The sequence below is a fragment of the Streptomyces sp. NPDC006487 genome, assembly GCF_042870555.1.
Classification (GTDB): Bacteria; Actinomycetota; Actinomycetes; order Streptomycetales; family Streptomycetaceae; genus Streptomyces.
Map to the genome: position 1 here is coordinate 489,440 of NZ_JBIAHN010000002.1, position 14,747 is coordinate 504,186.

The window sequence follows — 14,747 nt, forward strand, 5'->3', positions numbered from 1 at the left end:
AGGCAGGCCCTACGAGCGCCGGGTGCCCTCCCCCGGGCCGGCCGCCTCGCCCCCGGGCGCCGAGGGGTGGCGCAGCAGACCGCGCGCCCACCGTTCGTTCAGGCCCGCGAGGAAGCCGATGGCTCCCCAGAAGAACCAGGTCTTGACCAGGGCCCCGTGCCCGTCGGCGGAGAGCGGGCCGGGCCCGCACAGGTCCGCCGGAGCGGCCGGCGGGGTGAGCACGGTGAGGATCCCGCCGGTGACGAGCAGGTAGAGCGCGGAGGCCAGGAACCACCCCACCACCACCCGGTACCAGCCCTCTTGGCGCAGGGCCCGGGACAACTGGACCGGATCCGCGTCCGGGTCGCCCCCGCCCGCACTGTCGCGGACGCCCGCACGGTCGCGGATGAGCTGCCGGGGATCCCGCAGCCGGACGATCACGCTGAAGACCGCGCCCATCGCGCCGCCCGAGAAGCACACCAGGGCCCCCGCCAGGGCCAGTCGCTCCTGGCATCCGAGCTCCACCCCGAACATCCCGGGCACCCACGCCCCCAGCGCGAGGACCACGACCAGGATCACCGGGCTGACCACGATTCCGCAGGTCAGACCGGTGTTGAGGCCGCGCGCGCCCGCGGTGGCCGCGTCGGCCCGCAGCCGCGTTCCGGCGAGCGCGACCGTCGTCTCCAGCCGGGCCACGTCCGCCCCCTGGGCCACGGCGCGCAGGGCACGGATCAGCTCCTCGGTGACCGCCACCCTCGTACGCCGTTCGAAGGCCCGCTGCGCGGCCGTGTGCAGGCGGTCGAGGCGGAGCATCAGCTCCGGCTCGGCACACCACAGTTCCCGCAGCCGTTCCGGATCTATGCCGGGCACCTCTTCGAGTGCCCGTATCTCTCCGTCGGCCGCGCCGTCGAACCACTCGCGCACATCGCGCAGCATCGGCTTCCCCTCTTCGCACAGCAGTTGTACCCGGCTTCGCCGCGCGAGGATAGCCGCAGGCCCGGCGGAGCGGCGCCGTCAGTCCGCGGGGTGGGCCTCCGGCGCGGACGTCCCGCCCGGCGGCCCGCCGCTCCCGAAGGCGCGGAAGAGGGCGTGGAGCAGGACGGCGGCGAGCGTGCCCGCCACCACACCGCTGCCGAGGACCGTCCGGGCCCAGGTGGGGAACCCCTGGTAGAGGTCGGGGGCAACCACCGGAAGCAGTCCGGCGGTGAGGGCCAGCGCGATGACGGTGGAACCGCCGCCGGCGCCGGGTGCGGTCCGCCCGAGCATGTCGACGCCCATCACGGCGATGATCCCGTAGATCACCAGGGCGGATCCGCCGACGACGGGCGCCGGGATCGCGGCCAGCAGCCGGGAGACGGGTGCCAGCAGGCCGACGGCGATGAGCAGCACTCCCGCCCCGGCGGTCACGAAGCGGCTGCGGACGCCGGTGAGACGTCCGATGCCGATGTTCTCCGCGCTCGTGACCATCAGCGAGGTGCCGAACAGCCCGCCGAACACCGAGATCAGGGCGTCGGCCCTGGCCACCCGGGGCACATCGCGCCCGGGGTCGCTCTCGCGCCCCACGGTCTCGCTGATGAGCACGGTCTGCCCGGTGATCTCGGCGAGGGTGGTGAGGCTGAAGACGAGGAGGGGCAGTGCGGCGAGCACGTCGAAGTGCGGTGCGCCGTACGGGAGGAGGTCCGGGAGGGTCAGGTTCCCGCCGGCTCCGCCCGCGGGAGCGAGGTGGCCGAGGCCGGTCGTGAGCGCGATGAGGGTGCCCGCGCCCATGCCGAGGAGCACGGCGGTCTGCCGCCAGATCCCGCGCAGGACCAGGAGGAAGAGCACGGTGGCCGCGATGGTCGCGCCGGCCAGAACCACGGCCGATGGCGAGGCGTAACCGGGGGTCCCTGGGCGTCCGGTGACCAGCTGGGCGGCGACCCGGATCATGGCGATCCCGATGAGCAGCACGGTGATGCCCATGACCACGGGCGGGAAGAGCCGTACGACCTTCGCGTAGAAGGGCAGGACGGCGAAGAGCAGCGCCGCGGCGAGGAGCACCGAGCCGGTCGCGGTCGCGGGGCCGTGGTCCTTGGCTATCTGGAGGAAGAGCGCGGTGGCCGCCCCGCCGGGGAGCATGACGAACGGCAGCCGGGCCCCGAACCGCCAGATCCCCAGGGACTGGAGCAGGGTGCCGGCGCCGCAGAGCACGAGGGTGGCGCTGAGCAGGGAGGCGGTGCCGGCGGCGGTGAGGCCGAGGGCCTGGCCGGTCAGGAACGTGGTGGAGACGGGCGCGGCCACCATGGCCAGGACGTGCTGTGCGGACAGCGGGGCCAGCCGGCGCAGCGGCAGCCGCTCGTCCGCCGGACCGACCGGAGCGGCCGGGCTCACCGGTGCGGGCTTCGCGGGGGCGGCGCTCACCGGGCGGCCTCTCTGTCCAGCCAGGGCAGCTCTTCGGCGGTGTACCGGTAGGAGCGGAAGACGGCGTTGGGTTCGGACGGGAACAGGCCGCGGACCTCGGACTCCTGGTAGGCGCCGAAGTGGGGGACGACGTACTCCCAGCAGAGGTAGCCCTCCGGGGTCACCTCGAAGAGCCGGCCCGACGGGGAATCGGTGACGAGGGTGTTGCCGCCGGCGAGGCGCTGGGCGCTGCCCATGAACGGGGCGAAGAAGGCTTCTCTGGCCGGGTCGTGGTATTCCCAGACGACCTTTCCGGAGGAGCGCTCGATCTCGATGACGCGGGAGTAGGGGACGTCCGATCCGGGCCGGAAGACGCCGTTGTCGAACACCAGCACCCTGCCGTCGGCGAGCTCGGTGGGGGCGTGCTGCTGCGAGACGACCCCGGGCTCGGTGCGCCAGAGGATCTCGCCCGTCTCCCGGCTGATGACGACCACGGCGGAGACGCTGCGCAGGCTGGCGAGGACGTTCCCGTCGGCGAGCGGCAGGACGCTGTTGACGAGCGGCCAGTGCTCGCGCGCGTAGTCGGGGTGCAGGGCGTACTCGGCCCGGTCGAGGTGTTCGGCCGCGCTCCAGGACCAGCGTACGGAGCCGTCGGCGTCGACCTCGGTGATCGTGTCGGCCCATACCGTGCCGTCGGCCGCCTCCGAGCCGGGCACTCCGCCGAGCACGCCCGCCGCGTCGGCTCCCCGCAGCGGTTCGAGCGCGGTGTAGAGCACGCGGCCACCGCCGAAGTGGTGGGCGTCGTGGTGCTGGAGCGGATCGCGGTGTTCGTGCAGGACGGTGCCGTCGGGGGCGGCTTCGAGCATCACGCCGCCGCGGTACTTGTGCCACATCGGGAAGAGGGTCTCCTCGCCGGGGAGCACGCCGCTGTAGGCCAGGTTCCCGCTGTCGAGGATCCGGGCGTGCCGGCCGGGGCGGTAGGGCAGCCGCCACTCGTGGACCACCTCGCCGTGGATGTCGATCAGGTAGACCTCGCCGGTGCCGGTGAGCGGGGCGAAGAGGGTGTACCCGCCTTCCGAGGCGGTGGGGTCGAGGGCGATGAGACCGGTGCCGCGGCGGCGGCGGGAGTTCTGGTCGACCTGGGGCATGGTGTCCTCCTGCGGAGCTTGAAACTTTCTTTGATGCGAACAATCTCCTTTGAAGTTAGCGGTGCATTGTTGCGGCACTGTGAAGGGAGTGCGAAGCCCGCGGCCGGGTGCGGGAAGATGATCGTCAGAGGCGGGGAAAGAGAAGCGGGGTGTGCGGCCGGGTGGAAGACGAGACGTCCGAGCGGAGGATCGGTGCGGGCATCCGCAGGCGGCGCAGGGCCCTGGACCTCACCCTCGCCGAGGTGGCCGCGCGCAGCGGGCTGTCCTCGCCCTTCCTGAGCCAGATCGAGAACGACCGGGCCCGCCCCAGCATGCGTTCGCTCCAGCGGGTGGCCGACGCCCTGGACACCACGGCGGTGCAGCTGCTGGCGGCCGGGGAGACCCCGCGCCGGGTGGACATCGTGCGGGCCGACGCCGATTCCGGGCTCGACTCCGGGTTCGGCTCCGGGATCGACTCCGGGTTGAACGCCGGGTTGAACGCCGGGCCCGGTTCCGGGCCGGATCCGACGGCCCGGGTCCGTCCGCTCGTACGCGGCCAGCATCAGATGCACGCGCTGGAGTTCACCGGGGACCACGACGCCGATCGCGCGTTCCGGCACCGCAACGACGAGTTGATGTACGTCGCCGACGGGGCCGCGGAGGTGGAGGTGGACGGGCGGACCCACCGACTGGGCCGCGGCGACACGCTGTACCTCACGGGCGGGGTGGAGCACCGCTGGCGGGCGCTGGAGGCGGGCACGCGGGTGCTGCTCGTCGCCGTCGCCGACCATGTCGAGGCCGTCGTGGACCCCCAGGGCTGACCGGGGGCCGTGCGCGGGTGCGGCGGTACGTCAGTCCGTGCGGGCCTTGCGCAAGGACTGGTGCACGGACCAGGCCACCGAGACCAGGGGCACCGCCACCACGGCCCCCACGATCCCGGCGGCGATGGCTCCCGCGACCACCGACAGGGCCACCACCATCGGGTGCAGGCGCACCGCCCAGCTCATCACCAGCGGATGCAGCAGGTGTCCTTCGATCTGGCCGATGACCACGATGAGCGCGACCACCAGAGCCGCCACGAGCGGCCCCTTGGTGGCGAGGGCGACGACGGCGGCCACGCCGAGCGCCACCGGGGAGCCGATGAGCGGGACGAAGGCGGCGGCGAACTCCAGCAGGGCGAGCGGGACGGCCAGCGGGACACCCAGGAGGTAGAGCGCGATGCCCACGAGGACGGCGTTGGTCGCGGCCACGAGCACGATGCCGTGGGTGTAGCCCGTGAAGGTCAGCCATGCGGCGCGGCCGGCCACGGCCACCCGGTCCCGTACGCTCACCGGCAGTTGTCCGCAGAACCAGCTCCAGTGCCGGTCGCCCGAGTGGATGAAGAAGACCGAGCAGAACAGCGCCAGGGCGAGCACGGTGAAGACCGCCACGACCCGTCCCGCACCACTGAGCGCCGTGCTCAGCAGGGTGGAGCGGTGGCTGGAGAGGTAGTCGCCGATCTTCGACTGGGCATCGGTCAGGGCGTGCGCGTCGAGCCGCAGCGGCGGACCCTGGAGCCAGTTCTGGATGCGCTCCAGCCCTACCCGGAACTCGCTCACCAGCGCGGGCCATTCCCCCGCGACGGCCTCGCCGACCAGGGCAAGGGCGCCGAGCACCAGGATCAGACTGCCGATCAGCGAGCAGGCCACGGCGAGCCCGCGGGGCATCACCCGGGCCAGCAGCCCGGCGGGCGGGCGCAGCATGGCCGCCGCGACCAGGCCGAGGAAGAGGGCCAGGGCGATCTCGTGGAACCGTCCCAGGACGGCGAAGACCGCGTACGCCGCCGCGCCGACGACCAGCAGCCGCCATGCGTACCCGGCCGCGGTCCGCAGGGCCGGGGCCACCGGGGTCACCGCCCGGGCGGCGGCCGGGGACCCCGCACGCGCCGGGCTCCGGTCCTGCCCGGTCCGGCCTTCGCCACGAGGGCGGCCGCCGGGCGGGAGCCGCCGGGCGGGCCGCGTCACGAGTCGCCTGGTCATGTGCGGCCGCACCTCCGGGATGTGTTGGTCCCCTCGGGCTATCACCCCGGTGGCGGCGGCCCGGTGCGCCGCGCAGCGCGTTCGCCCGAAGGCCTCATCCGCGCTGGGCCGAAGGAGCAGGCACGGCCGTTGCCCCTCCTTCGGCGAGTGCGCTGGTCACCGGGGGTTTCCCGGGCCGGGCCTGCGACGGGCGACGGGAAACCCGTCGACCCCAGTGCCCGCCGGGGACAGGCTCGAGGTGTCAGCACGGAGCAAGACCCGAGGGGACACCCACCATGCGCAAGATGATCCGCGGCGCCGCCGCGTTCACCACCGCCGCGGCCGCCGTCGTCGCCCTGAGCGGAGCCGCCGGAGCGTCCGGCGCGCAGCCGTCCGACACGTGGGCCGGGTGCCCGGACGGGGCGGTCTGCATCTATCCGCAGAACCAGAACCCGGCCGTCAGCCCGAGCCACGTCTTCTACAGCTACGGAGCGCACAACCTGAGCAACCAGTACGGCAACCACTGGGTGCTCAACAACCAGTACGGCGGGGCCACCGCACGCCTGTGCGCCGGCTCCAACGGGGTCAACTGCGGCAACCCCATCGTCCAGGGCACCGGGGTCTACGCCGACCTCGGCCCGATCAACTCGATCACGCTCAACCGCTAGCGGCCCACGGACGGGGCCGTCCGTTCGCCACTCGCAAGGACGTTCCGGAGTCCGGCCCCCGGCCGGGCTCCGGAACGCCGCTGTTTCACGCCGCACCGCATCCACGGCCGGTCGGCCGTCCGACCCCCGCGCTAGCCTGGACACCTGCCTCTCACTGCCTGGGCGCACATTGCCATGGGGGACGTCTTGGGGGATCCGGACCGCGCGAGCGGAACCGCGGCGGCCTTTCCCGCCGAGTTGAGAAGGCTGCGCGTGCAGCGCGGCCTGTCGCTGGGCGACCTGGCCCGCCAGACGCACTACAGCAAGGGCTACCTCAGCAAGATCGAGACCGGCGCGAAGCCGGTCACCCTCGATGTGGCCCGAAGTTGCGACCGGGCCCTCGGGGCCGGGGGCGAACTCCTGCGGCTGGTACCGGAGGGCGAGGAGTCCGGACCGCCCCCGGCAGGATCCCGCGCCGGTCCCACCGGTCCAACCGGTCCGGCAGGTCCAACCGGTCCGCCCCACCAGCGCGGTCCGCAGGCGGACGGCGCGTGCCCCTACCGCGGCCTGTCGGCGTTCACCCCGCAGGACGCCCGGTGGTTCTTCGGCCGGGAGCGGGCCACGGCCGCCCTCGTCGAGCGGGTCCACGACCGGCTCGGCCAGGGCCCGTTGCTCCTCGTCGCCCGATCGGGCGCGGGCAAGTCCTCCCTGCTCAGCGCCGGTCTGGTACCGGCCCTGCGGAGCGGCGGCTTCCCGGTGGCGGGGGCCGACGGCTGGCCGGTCGTCCGGTTCACCCCCACCGCGCACCCGCTGCGGGAACTGCTCGACGCCACCGGCAAAGTGGTGGGGGGCGATCTCCGCGTCAACCCGGAACAGTTGAGGACCCACCCGGAACGACTGCTCGAATCCGTCCACCGGCAGACGTACGGCGCCGGCCCCCTCCCCGGCGCGGACGGGCGCGGGCTCCCGACCGTGCGGCCGGTGCTGCTGGTCGACCAGTTCGAGGAGCTGTTCACCCTCTGCTCCGACGAGGAGGAGCGCCGGGCCTTCGTACGAGTGCTCCTCGCCCTGGCCGCGCCACCGGGCCTTTCCCCCTCCGCTTCCCCGTCCGCTTCCCCGGCTGCCTACCCGGCCGCGCCGTCCGGGACCGGGTACGACCCCGCCCTCGTCGTGCTCGGCGTGCGGGCCGACTTCTCCGGGGAGTGCCTGGACCTGCCGGAGCTGGCCGCCGTGTTCAGCGACGGGCTGTTCGTCCTGCCCCCGATGTCGGTGGCGGAGCTGCGGGAGTCCATCACGCGCCCGGCGGAGCTCGCCGGGCTCGTACTGGAGCCGGGGCTGGTCCCGCTGCTGTTGCGGGACGCGGGCGTACGGGATTCCGGCGCGGGGGATCCCCGTGCCGGCGACCCCGGTGCGAGGGACCCCGGTGCGGGGGACACTCCGGCGCGCCCCGGCGGCGGCCCGGACGCCTGGCCCGGCGAGGCCCCCTCCAGCGCCCTGCCCCTGATGTCCCACGCGCTGATGGCCACCTGGCAGCGGCGCGAAGGGGCCACGCTCACCGTCGCGGGGTACGAGTACGCCGGCGGCATCCAGGGCGCCGTCGCACGCAGCGCCGAGCAGGTGTTCGCCCGCCTGTACCCGGCCGAGCAGCGGATGGTCCGGCGGCTCCTCGTCCGGCTGGTGCACATCGCCGACGGTACGGGGCCGACCCGGCGCCGGATGAGCCGGACCGCCCTGCTGGAGGGGCAGGCCGACACCGCGCGGGCCGCCGCCGCCCTCGACGCCTTCGTCCGGGCCCGGCTGATCAGCGCGGACAGCGATACCGTGGAGATCACCCACGAGGCCCTGCTGCACGCCTGGCCCCGGCTGCGCGGCTGGATCCACGCCGACCGGGCCGGGCTGCTCGTCCACCAGCAACTCGCCCAGGCCGCCGACGAATGGGTGCGCGAGGCCCGCGACCCGTCGGTGCTGTACCGCGGCAGCCGCCTCGCCACCGCCCGCGCCTGGGCCGACGAGCTGGACGGCCGCAGCCGCCTGGGGCCCCGGGAGGTGGCCTTCCTCGACGCGAGCCGGACCGCGGAGGAGGCCCGCCGCCGTCAGGACCGGCTCCGGGTCCGCCTGCACCAGAGGATGCTGGCCACGCTCGTCGTCCTGCTCCTGCTGGCGCTGACCGCCGGCGGGGTGGCCTACCAGCAGCGCGCGGGGGCGCTCGGCCAGGAGCGGACCGCCCGTTCCCAGGCGCTGGCCGCCCGGTCGCTGTCCCTGTCCGCAGGACAGCCCGAGGCCTCCATGCTGCTCGCCGAGGAGGCCTACCGGGCCGAAGCGACGCCCGAGGCGCGCGGCGCCCTGCTCAGCACCCAGTCGCAGCCCTTCCTGGCGCGGCTCGGCGGACACGGCGGGCCGGTCAACGCGGTGGCCTTCGCACCGGACGGCCGGCTGCTGGCGACGGCGGGCTCCGACGGGAAGGTGCTGCTGCGGCGGGTGGCCGACCGGAGCACGGTCGCCGCCTTCACCGCACCCGGCCGGGTGCGCACGGTCGCCTTCAGCCCCGACGGGCGGACCCTGGCGGCCGGTTCCACGGACGGACCGGTCCGGCTCTGGTCCGTCGGCGCGGGCGGCGGCGGCTCCGTGTCGGTGCTGCCCCCGAGTACGGCGGGCGCCCGGGCGGTGGCCTTCGCCCCCGACGGGGACACCCTCGCCATCGCGGCCGCCGACGGGACCATCCAGTTGCGGGACCCGGCCGGGGGACACCGCGAGCACGCCGTCCTGACCGGGCACACCGCACGGGTCAACGCCCTGGCCTACGCCCCGGACGGCCGGAGCCTCGTATCGGCCGGCGCCGACGGGACCGTACGCCTGTGGGACACGCGGCGGGCCGAGCCGGCCGGCGTTCTGGAGGGGCACACCGGGGAAGTGCTGGGCGCGGCCTTCGCCCCGGACGGCCGTACGGTCGCCACGGGCGGGGTCGACCGTACGGTGCGGCTGTGGGACGTCGGCGGGCGGCGCGCGGCCGCGACGCTGGCCGGGCACAGCGACGACGTCAACTCCGTGGCCTACACGCCGGACGGCACCACCGTCGTCAGCGGGGGCGGCGACGGCACCACCCGGCTGTGGGACGTCCGGAGCGGCCGTCTCACGGCGTCGCTCGCCGGCCACACCGACTACGTGCTCGCCGTCTCCGTGGACCCGGCGGGATCGGTGCTCGCCACCGCCGCGTTCGACCAGTCCGTGGTGCTCTGGGACCTGCGGGGGCCGGTGCTGACGGCGCGCCCGTTCACCGAGGTGTGGCACGCCGCGTACAGCCCCGACGGGAAACTCCTCGCCACGGCCGACGCCGATCACACGGTGCTGGTGTGGGACGTGGCCGGACGGCGAATTCAGGCCACTTTCACGGGGCACGCCGAAACGGTGTTCTCGGTGGCCTTCGCCCCCGACGGCCGCACCCTCGCCTCGGCCGGAGCCGACGGCACCGTACGCCTCTGGGACACCACCGCGCGCGCTCCCCTCGCCACCCTCACCGGGCACACCGGGACCGTGTTCTCGGTGGCCTTCGCCCCCGACGGCCGCACCCTCGCCTCGGCCGGAGCCGACGGCACCGTACGCCTCTGGGACACCGCCACGCGCGCTCCCCTCGCCACCCTCACCGGGCACACCGATTTCGCCAACGACGTCGTCTTCAGCCCCGACGGACGGACCCTGGCCAGCGCCGGGGACGATCTGACCGTCCGGCTGTGGGACGTGGCCGGGCGCCGCCCGCTCGCCGCGCTCAGCGGTCACGCGGGAGCGGTGCGGGCCGTCGCCTTCGGCCCGGACGGGCGGACGCTGGCGAGCAGCGGCAACGACGGCACCGTACGGCTGTGGGACGCGGAGCAGCGGCGCGTGACCGCTGTGCTGACCGGGCACACCGGCTCGGCGCGGGGCATCGCCTTCTCCCCCGACGGGCGGACCCTGGCGAGCAGCGGCAACGACCGTACGGTGCGGCTGTGGGACGTGCCCGGACACCGGCTCCGGGCCGTGCTGACCGGGCACACCAACGCGGTGTGGGGGGTCGTGTTCTCCCCCGACGGGCGGACCCTGGCGAGCAGCAGCAACGACGGCACCGTACGGCTGTGGAACCCGGATCCGGGCGCCCGGCTGGCGGACATCTGCCGGACCGCGGGCCGGCTGGGACCGCGGGAGCGGCAGGCCCTGGTGCCCGGTCTGCCGGCGCGCGCGGCGCGCGGCTGCCGGCCCTCCGGGGAGTCATAGGCGGTGGTGACGGGACGCGGCGGCCCGCCGCCGTGTCTGTGGTGGGGTGCGTCCCGCACGAAGCCGGCGGGGTGTTCCGTGCGGCGGCGTTCCGGACCGTCCGTGACGGGCTGATCGTCCGTGGGAGGGAGTACCGGACGAGTCTCGGCGCCGTCCCTCGACCGCGGTGGAGGGTTCCTTTCGCCGAACCCATGGAGGTCGGGCCCATGGAGGTCGGGCCCATGGAGGTCGCACCCCGGTAGGCGGACACGGCATGGGTTTCCCCCGGGGTTTCCCGTTGCCCGTTCGGGTGGTGCCACGTCCGGCCCTCGACGGGGCACGGCGGCGGCCGACAGGCTGGTCACGGGTGCGGCGCCGGCGGCCAAGTGCCGGGCGGACGGCCGTGCTTCACCACCACCGTGCCGTGTGAAACGAGGTCTCCCATCGTGCTGCGCCGAACAGGTCTCATCGGAACGCTCCTCGCGCTCCTGGCCGTACTCCTCTGCACCCCCGCCGCCCCGGCGGCCGCCGACAGCGGTTGCCGGGTCCTGGCCCCCGGGGCCTCGGCGGCGGCCGAGCGCGCCGTCGCCGCCGCCTGCGAACAGGTGGAGAAGGGGGTCTGGTACACGTGGGGCGGTGGTCACGGCCCGGGGCCCGGTGCCACCTACGGGCAGGTGGACCCCACCGATCCGGCGAGCGAGCACGATCCCGAACGGCTCGGCTTCGACTGTTCGGGATTCGTCCGCTACGCCTACGCACGGGCCACCGGCTCGGACCCGCTCGACGGGGTGGCCAGTTCGCAGTACTACACGCACCGTGCGGCCGCGCGCTTCACCGCCTCCCAGGGGCTCGCGCCGCTGCTCCCCGGCGACCTGCTCGTGTGGGGCACCTCGCGGGACCTGCACCACATCGCCCTCTACCTCGGGGCGGGCAAGATGGCGGAGGCCCGGCAGTCGGGCACCAAGCTGATGGTCAGCGAGGTCACCGACGCCCGGCTGTCGAAGGGCTATTACGGGGCCGTCCGCGTGGACACCGGCCCGGTCACCGGACACGTGTTCCAGACCTGGGGCACCGGCGTCTGGACCAAGGAACTGCCTTCCACGGCGGCCGCGCGCGTCTACGCCTTCCCCGGGCCGACGACCATCCGCGTCGAATGCCAGAAGCACGCCGAGTCGGTGACCTCGGACGGCTACACCAATGACGTCTGGTCGTACCTTCCGGATTACCGGGCCTGGGTGACGAACATTTACGTCCGCGGGGCGGCTTGGCTGGAAAACGTGCCTACCTGCCGTTGATCATCCGTAAGGTCGGAAACGATCCACAAACCCCCCACGCCGGCCCGCCCGGCCCATCCGAGGAGCAACGTGCGCACGTCCACGTCCCCGTCCACCCTGCCGTCCCTCCCGCGCTCGCGGCGCCTGGCCGTCGGCGCCGCCCTGCTCGCCGTCGTGGCCGGCGGTACGCTGCCCGCCGCCGCGGCCCACGCGGCGACCGCGCCCGGCTCGGCCGCCCAGTCTCCGGCCCAGCCGGCCGGCGCACCCGATCTGGAGGCGCTGACGCAGGCGTTGCGCAATACGACGGCGGCCGGGGCTCCCGGGGCGATGGCCCGCTTCACCGGTCCGGACGGCGTCCGCTCCCGGGTGGAGGGCGTACGGGACCGGACCACGGGCGCGGCGATGGACACGCGGGCCCGTTTCCGCATCGGCAGCGTCACCAAGACGTTCTCCTCGGTCGTCCTCCTCCAACTGGTCGACGAGGGACGGATCGAGCTGGACCGGCCGGTCAACGCCTACCTGCCGGGCCTGCTGCCCGACGACCGGATCACGGTGCGCCACCTGCTCACCCACCGGAGCGGCCTGGCGGACTACACGAACGCGATGTTCGAGCACACGGTGCCCGGCTTCGAGGCGGTCCGGAACAAGGTGTTCACCTACCAGGAGCTCGTCGGCCTCTCGCTCGCCGAGCCGAGGACCACCGAGCCCGGGGTGGCGTACAAGTACTCGAACACCAACTTCGTCGTGGTGGGGATGCTCATCGAGAAGGCCACCGGAAGGCCGGTGGCCAAGGAGTACGAGCGGCGCATCATCAAGCCCCTCAAGCTGAAGAACACCTCCTACGTTCACCCCGGCACCGCCATCAAGGGTCTGCACGCCAACGGCTACCTGCACCCGGACGAGGCCGGCGCCCCGCTGGTCGACTCCACCGAACAGACCGTCTCCTGGGCGCAGTCCGCGGGCGCGATGATCTCCAGCGCGGCCGACCTCAGCACCTTCATGTCCTCCCTGCTCGGTGGGAAGCTGCTGCGCCCGGGCACCCTGGAGGCCATGCTCACCGTGACCCCGACCGACGCCACGAACACCCGGTTCTACGGGCTGGGTCTGCGCCGCTACGACCTCTCCTGCGGTGCGCAGGTCTACGGGCACACGGGCACGGTGCAGGGCTTCTACACCTACGCGTTCACCACCCGCGACGGCAAGCGCTCCCTCTCCGCCATGGCGAACACCTCCAACCGCGGGCAGGCCAACACCGCCCTCGGCGGCACGCTGGAGGCCGCTTTCTGCGGTAAGGCTCCGGCCGCGGGCCCGGCCACCGCGCGCGGTTTCGCCTTCGCCCCGGCCGCCGCGGAGGCGGACCTCCCCGAGAACCGCTGACGGCGATTCCCGGACACCGGGAGGCTCCCGCCCCTATGCCTGGGGGCGGGAGCCGGGAAAGCTGAACTCCGCATTCCCGCACGGGCGTTGCCCGTGTGACCGATGAGGAGGACACGATGCCCGACGCACCGTCCGTGAAGCGTTCCCGCAGGGGGCCGGGCCGGCGGGCCCGCCGGATGCTCGCCGCCACGGCGGGGGCCGCGACGCTGGTCCTCGCCGTGCCGGGGGTCGCGTACGCGGCTCCGCCCCCGGCCCTGCCCGCCAACGCGGACGGGCTGGAGCAGACCTTCCAGCCCGCCTACGACTACGACCGCGACGGCTGCTACTCCAGCCCCGCCATCGGTCCGGACGGCACCCTCAACGGGGGTCTGAAGATGGGCGGCGACGTCAACGGCAGCTGCCGCGACCTCTCCGACCTGAACAACACCAACGGCTACTCCCGCGCCAAGTGCAACAACGGCTGGTGCGCCGTCATGTACGCGCTCTACTTCGAGAAGGACCAGGTCTCGCTCGGCCCCGGCAGCGCCGGGCACCGGCACGACTGGGAGCACGTCGTGGTGTGGATCCAGAACAACCAGGTCGGTTACGTCTCCACCTCGGAGCACGGGAACTTCAAGGTGCACGCCGCCTCGCAGATCCGGTTCGACGGCACCCACCCGAAGATCGTCTACCACAAGGACGGCTGGAGCACGCACTGCTTCCGGGCCGCGAACTCCAACGACGAGCCGCCGGAGAACCACAAGGGGACCTGGCAGTACCCGACGCTGGTCGGCTGGAACGGCTACCCCGCCGGGCTGCGCGACAAGCTGAGCCAGGCCGACTTCGGCAGCGCCCTGCTCGGGATCAAGGACGGCCAGTTCAACGGTCACCTGGCCAAGGCCAAACCGGCCGGGATCCCCTTCGACCCCAACGCGTGACGGCCGCCGGACCCGGGCATCCGCCGCCGGGCGGACCCGGGGGCGGACGCCGGAGGGGCTCCGGTTAGGGTCATGTCGGGAATGCGCCGCCCCGCCACCCCGGGAGGCGCGAGGTCGCTCGGCCGTCGAACACGGCATGCCCGCCCCCGTACCGCCCCTGCCCGGCCGACGGCCGCCCTGCCCGGAAACCTGCCGCCATGAGTACCGCGCTCCACCCCGCTCCGTCCCCCGACGCCGTCGGCTCCCCCGGAGCCGAAGTCCCCGGGGTGCCCCGCCGCCGGACGATCGGCGGCCGGGCACCGGCCCGGCCCACGGCCGCCGCCGCGATCCACAGCATCAGCGCCGTCACGGCGGTCCTGCTGTGGCTCGTGGCGATCGGAGCCATGATCCACGAGCCGATCCTCATACCCCCGCTGGCCGCCAGCGCCGCCCTCGTGCACAGCGCGCCCACGCTGCCCCTGGCGCAGCCCCGCGGGGTGGTGATCGGCCACATGGTGGGGGCGGCCGTCGGGTACGGCGTGCTGGCCGTGGCCGGGAGCAGCGCCTGGGCGGCCGCAGTGGCCGCCGGTGTCACGCTGGCGCTGGTCATGGCCGCGCGCACGCCGCATTCACCCGCCTGCGCCACCGCCGTGGTGGTCGTGCTCCAGACCCCGGCGGCGGACCGGTTCGTCCCGCTGCTGTTCGGATCGACCGTGCTGATCGTCCTGACCGGCTACGCCGCCTCCCGCGTGCGCCGCAAGGCACCGAGGTACCCCGCCTACTGGTGGTGACCCTGCGTCACCGTGACCGTGGCTCGAGATGCGCTCCGGGTGTAGTGCTGGTTCGCTGA

At 74.0% G+C, this 14,747-nt stretch carries 11 protein-coding genes; 7 read left to right on the forward strand and 4 right to left on the reverse strand.

Features of this window, described 5'->3' with window-relative positions; all coding sequences use genetic code 11:
* Window positions 1-9: 9 nt before the first annotated feature.
* The 3 genes from ACFYM0_RS04975 to ACFYM0_RS04985 all read right to left on the reverse strand — a co-directional run bounded on the left by ACFYM0_RS04975 (window position 10) and on the right by ACFYM0_RS04985 (window position 3,503).
* The gene (locus ACFYM0_RS04975; RefSeq protein WP_388496585.1) at window positions 10-915 is read right to left on the reverse strand and encodes a hypothetical protein; all 906 of its coding nucleotides are present in this window, start codon (window positions 913-915) and stop codon (window positions 10-12) included.
* A 78-nt stretch (window positions 916-993) separates the two neighbouring features.
* Window positions 994-2,376, reverse strand: a complete 1,383-nt coding sequence (locus ACFYM0_RS04980; protein ID WP_388496588.1) for a uracil-xanthine permease family protein — start codon at window positions 2,374-2,376, stop codon at window positions 994-996.
* Window positions 2,373-3,503, reverse strand: coding sequence for an aryl-sulfate sulfotransferase (locus ACFYM0_RS04985; RefSeq protein ID WP_388496591.1), 1,131 nt, complete (start codon window positions 3,501-3,503; stop codon window positions 2,373-2,375). Before ACFYM0_RS04985 ends, ACFYM0_RS04980 begins: the two co-directional genes overlap by 4 nt.
* Before the next feature lie 161 nt (window positions 3,504-3,664).
* On the opposite strand from ACFYM0_RS04985, the gene ACFYM0_RS04990 reads away from it, so the two are divergent.
* Window positions 3,665-4,303, forward strand: a complete 639-nt coding sequence (locus ACFYM0_RS04990; RefSeq protein ID WP_388496594.1) for a helix-turn-helix domain-containing protein — start codon at window positions 3,665-3,667, stop codon at window positions 4,301-4,303.
* A gap of 30 nt (window positions 4,304-4,333) precedes the next feature.
* Here the strand turns inward: ACFYM0_RS04990 and ACFYM0_RS04995 are convergent, their stop codons facing one another.
* Window positions 4,334-5,500 (reverse strand): AI-2E family transporter, encoded by a 1,167-nt coding sequence (locus ACFYM0_RS04995; RefSeq protein ID WP_388496597.1) that lies wholly within the window; start codon window positions 5,498-5,500, stop codon window positions 4,334-4,336.
* Window positions 5,501-5,775: 275 nt separating this feature from the next.
* Here ACFYM0_RS04995 and ACFYM0_RS05000 point away from each other — a divergent pair, with 275 nt between their 5' ends.
* The 6 genes from ACFYM0_RS05000 to ACFYM0_RS05025 all read left to right on the forward strand — a co-directional run bounded on the left by ACFYM0_RS05000 (window position 5,776) and on the right by ACFYM0_RS05025 (window position 14,688).
* Window positions 5,776-6,147, forward strand: a complete 372-nt coding sequence (locus ACFYM0_RS05000) for a hypothetical protein (RefSeq protein ID WP_388496599.1) — start codon at window positions 5,776-5,778, stop codon at window positions 6,145-6,147.
* A 174-nt stretch (window positions 6,148-6,321) separates the two neighbouring features.
* Window positions 6,322-10,371 carry a helix-turn-helix domain-containing protein gene (locus ACFYM0_RS05005; RefSeq protein WP_388496602.1) on the forward strand — a complete coding sequence of 1,350 codons (4,050 nt, stop codon included), beginning with the start codon at window positions 6,322-6,324 and terminating at the stop codon, window positions 10,369-10,371.
* A gap of 425 nt (window positions 10,372-10,796) precedes the next feature.
* Window positions 10,797-11,645 carry a C40 family peptidase gene (locus ACFYM0_RS05010; protein ID WP_388496605.1) on the forward strand — a complete coding sequence of 283 codons (849 nt, stop codon included), beginning with the start codon at window positions 10,797-10,799 and terminating at the stop codon, window positions 11,643-11,645.
* A gap of 69 nt (window positions 11,646-11,714) precedes the next feature.
* Window positions 11,715-13,001 carry a serine hydrolase domain-containing protein gene (locus tag ACFYM0_RS05015; RefSeq protein WP_388496607.1) on the forward strand — a complete coding sequence of 429 codons (1,287 nt, stop codon included), beginning with the start codon at window positions 11,715-11,717 and terminating at the stop codon, window positions 12,999-13,001.
* 116 nt (window positions 13,002-13,117) lie between these two features.
* Window positions 13,118-13,918: an NPP1 family protein gene (locus tag ACFYM0_RS05020; protein ID WP_388496609.1), complete on the forward strand. Its 801-nt coding sequence runs from the start codon at window positions 13,118-13,120 to the stop codon at window positions 13,916-13,918.
* A gap of 197 nt (window positions 13,919-14,115) precedes the next feature.
* On the forward strand, window positions 14,116-14,688 hold the full coding sequence (locus ACFYM0_RS05025) for an HPP family protein (RefSeq protein ID WP_388496611.1): 573 nt from the start codon (window positions 14,116-14,118) through the stop codon (window positions 14,686-14,688).
* Window positions 14,689-14,747 lie beyond the last annotated feature (59 nt).

Coding starts and splice junctions, on each gene's coding strand:
- ACFYM0_RS04975 (WP_388496585.1), bottom strand. CDS start 915: ATGCTGCGCGATGTGCGCGAGTGGTTCGACGGCGCGGCCGACGGAGAG.
- ACFYM0_RS04985 (WP_388496591.1), bottom strand. CDS start 3,503: ATGCCCCAGGTCGACCAGAACTCCCGCCGCCGCCGCGGCACCGGTCTC.
- ACFYM0_RS04995 (WP_388496597.1), bottom strand. CDS start 5,500: ATGACCAGGCGACTCGTGACGCGGCCCGCCCGGCGGCTCCCGCCCGGC.
- ACFYM0_RS05000 (WP_388496599.1), top strand. CDS start 5,776: ATGCGCAAGATGATCCGCGGCGCCGCCGCGTTCACCACCGCCGCGGCC.
- ACFYM0_RS05005 (WP_388496602.1), top strand. CDS start 6,322: ATGGGGGACGTCTTGGGGGATCCGGACCGCGCGAGCGGAACCGCGGCG.
- ACFYM0_RS05020 (WP_388496609.1), top strand. CDS start 13,118: ATGCCCGACGCACCGTCCGTGAAGCGTTCCCGCAGGGGGCCGGGCCGG.
- ACFYM0_RS05025 (WP_388496611.1), top strand. CDS start 14,116: ATGAGTACCGCGCTCCACCCCGCTCCGTCCCCCGACGCCGTCGGCTCC.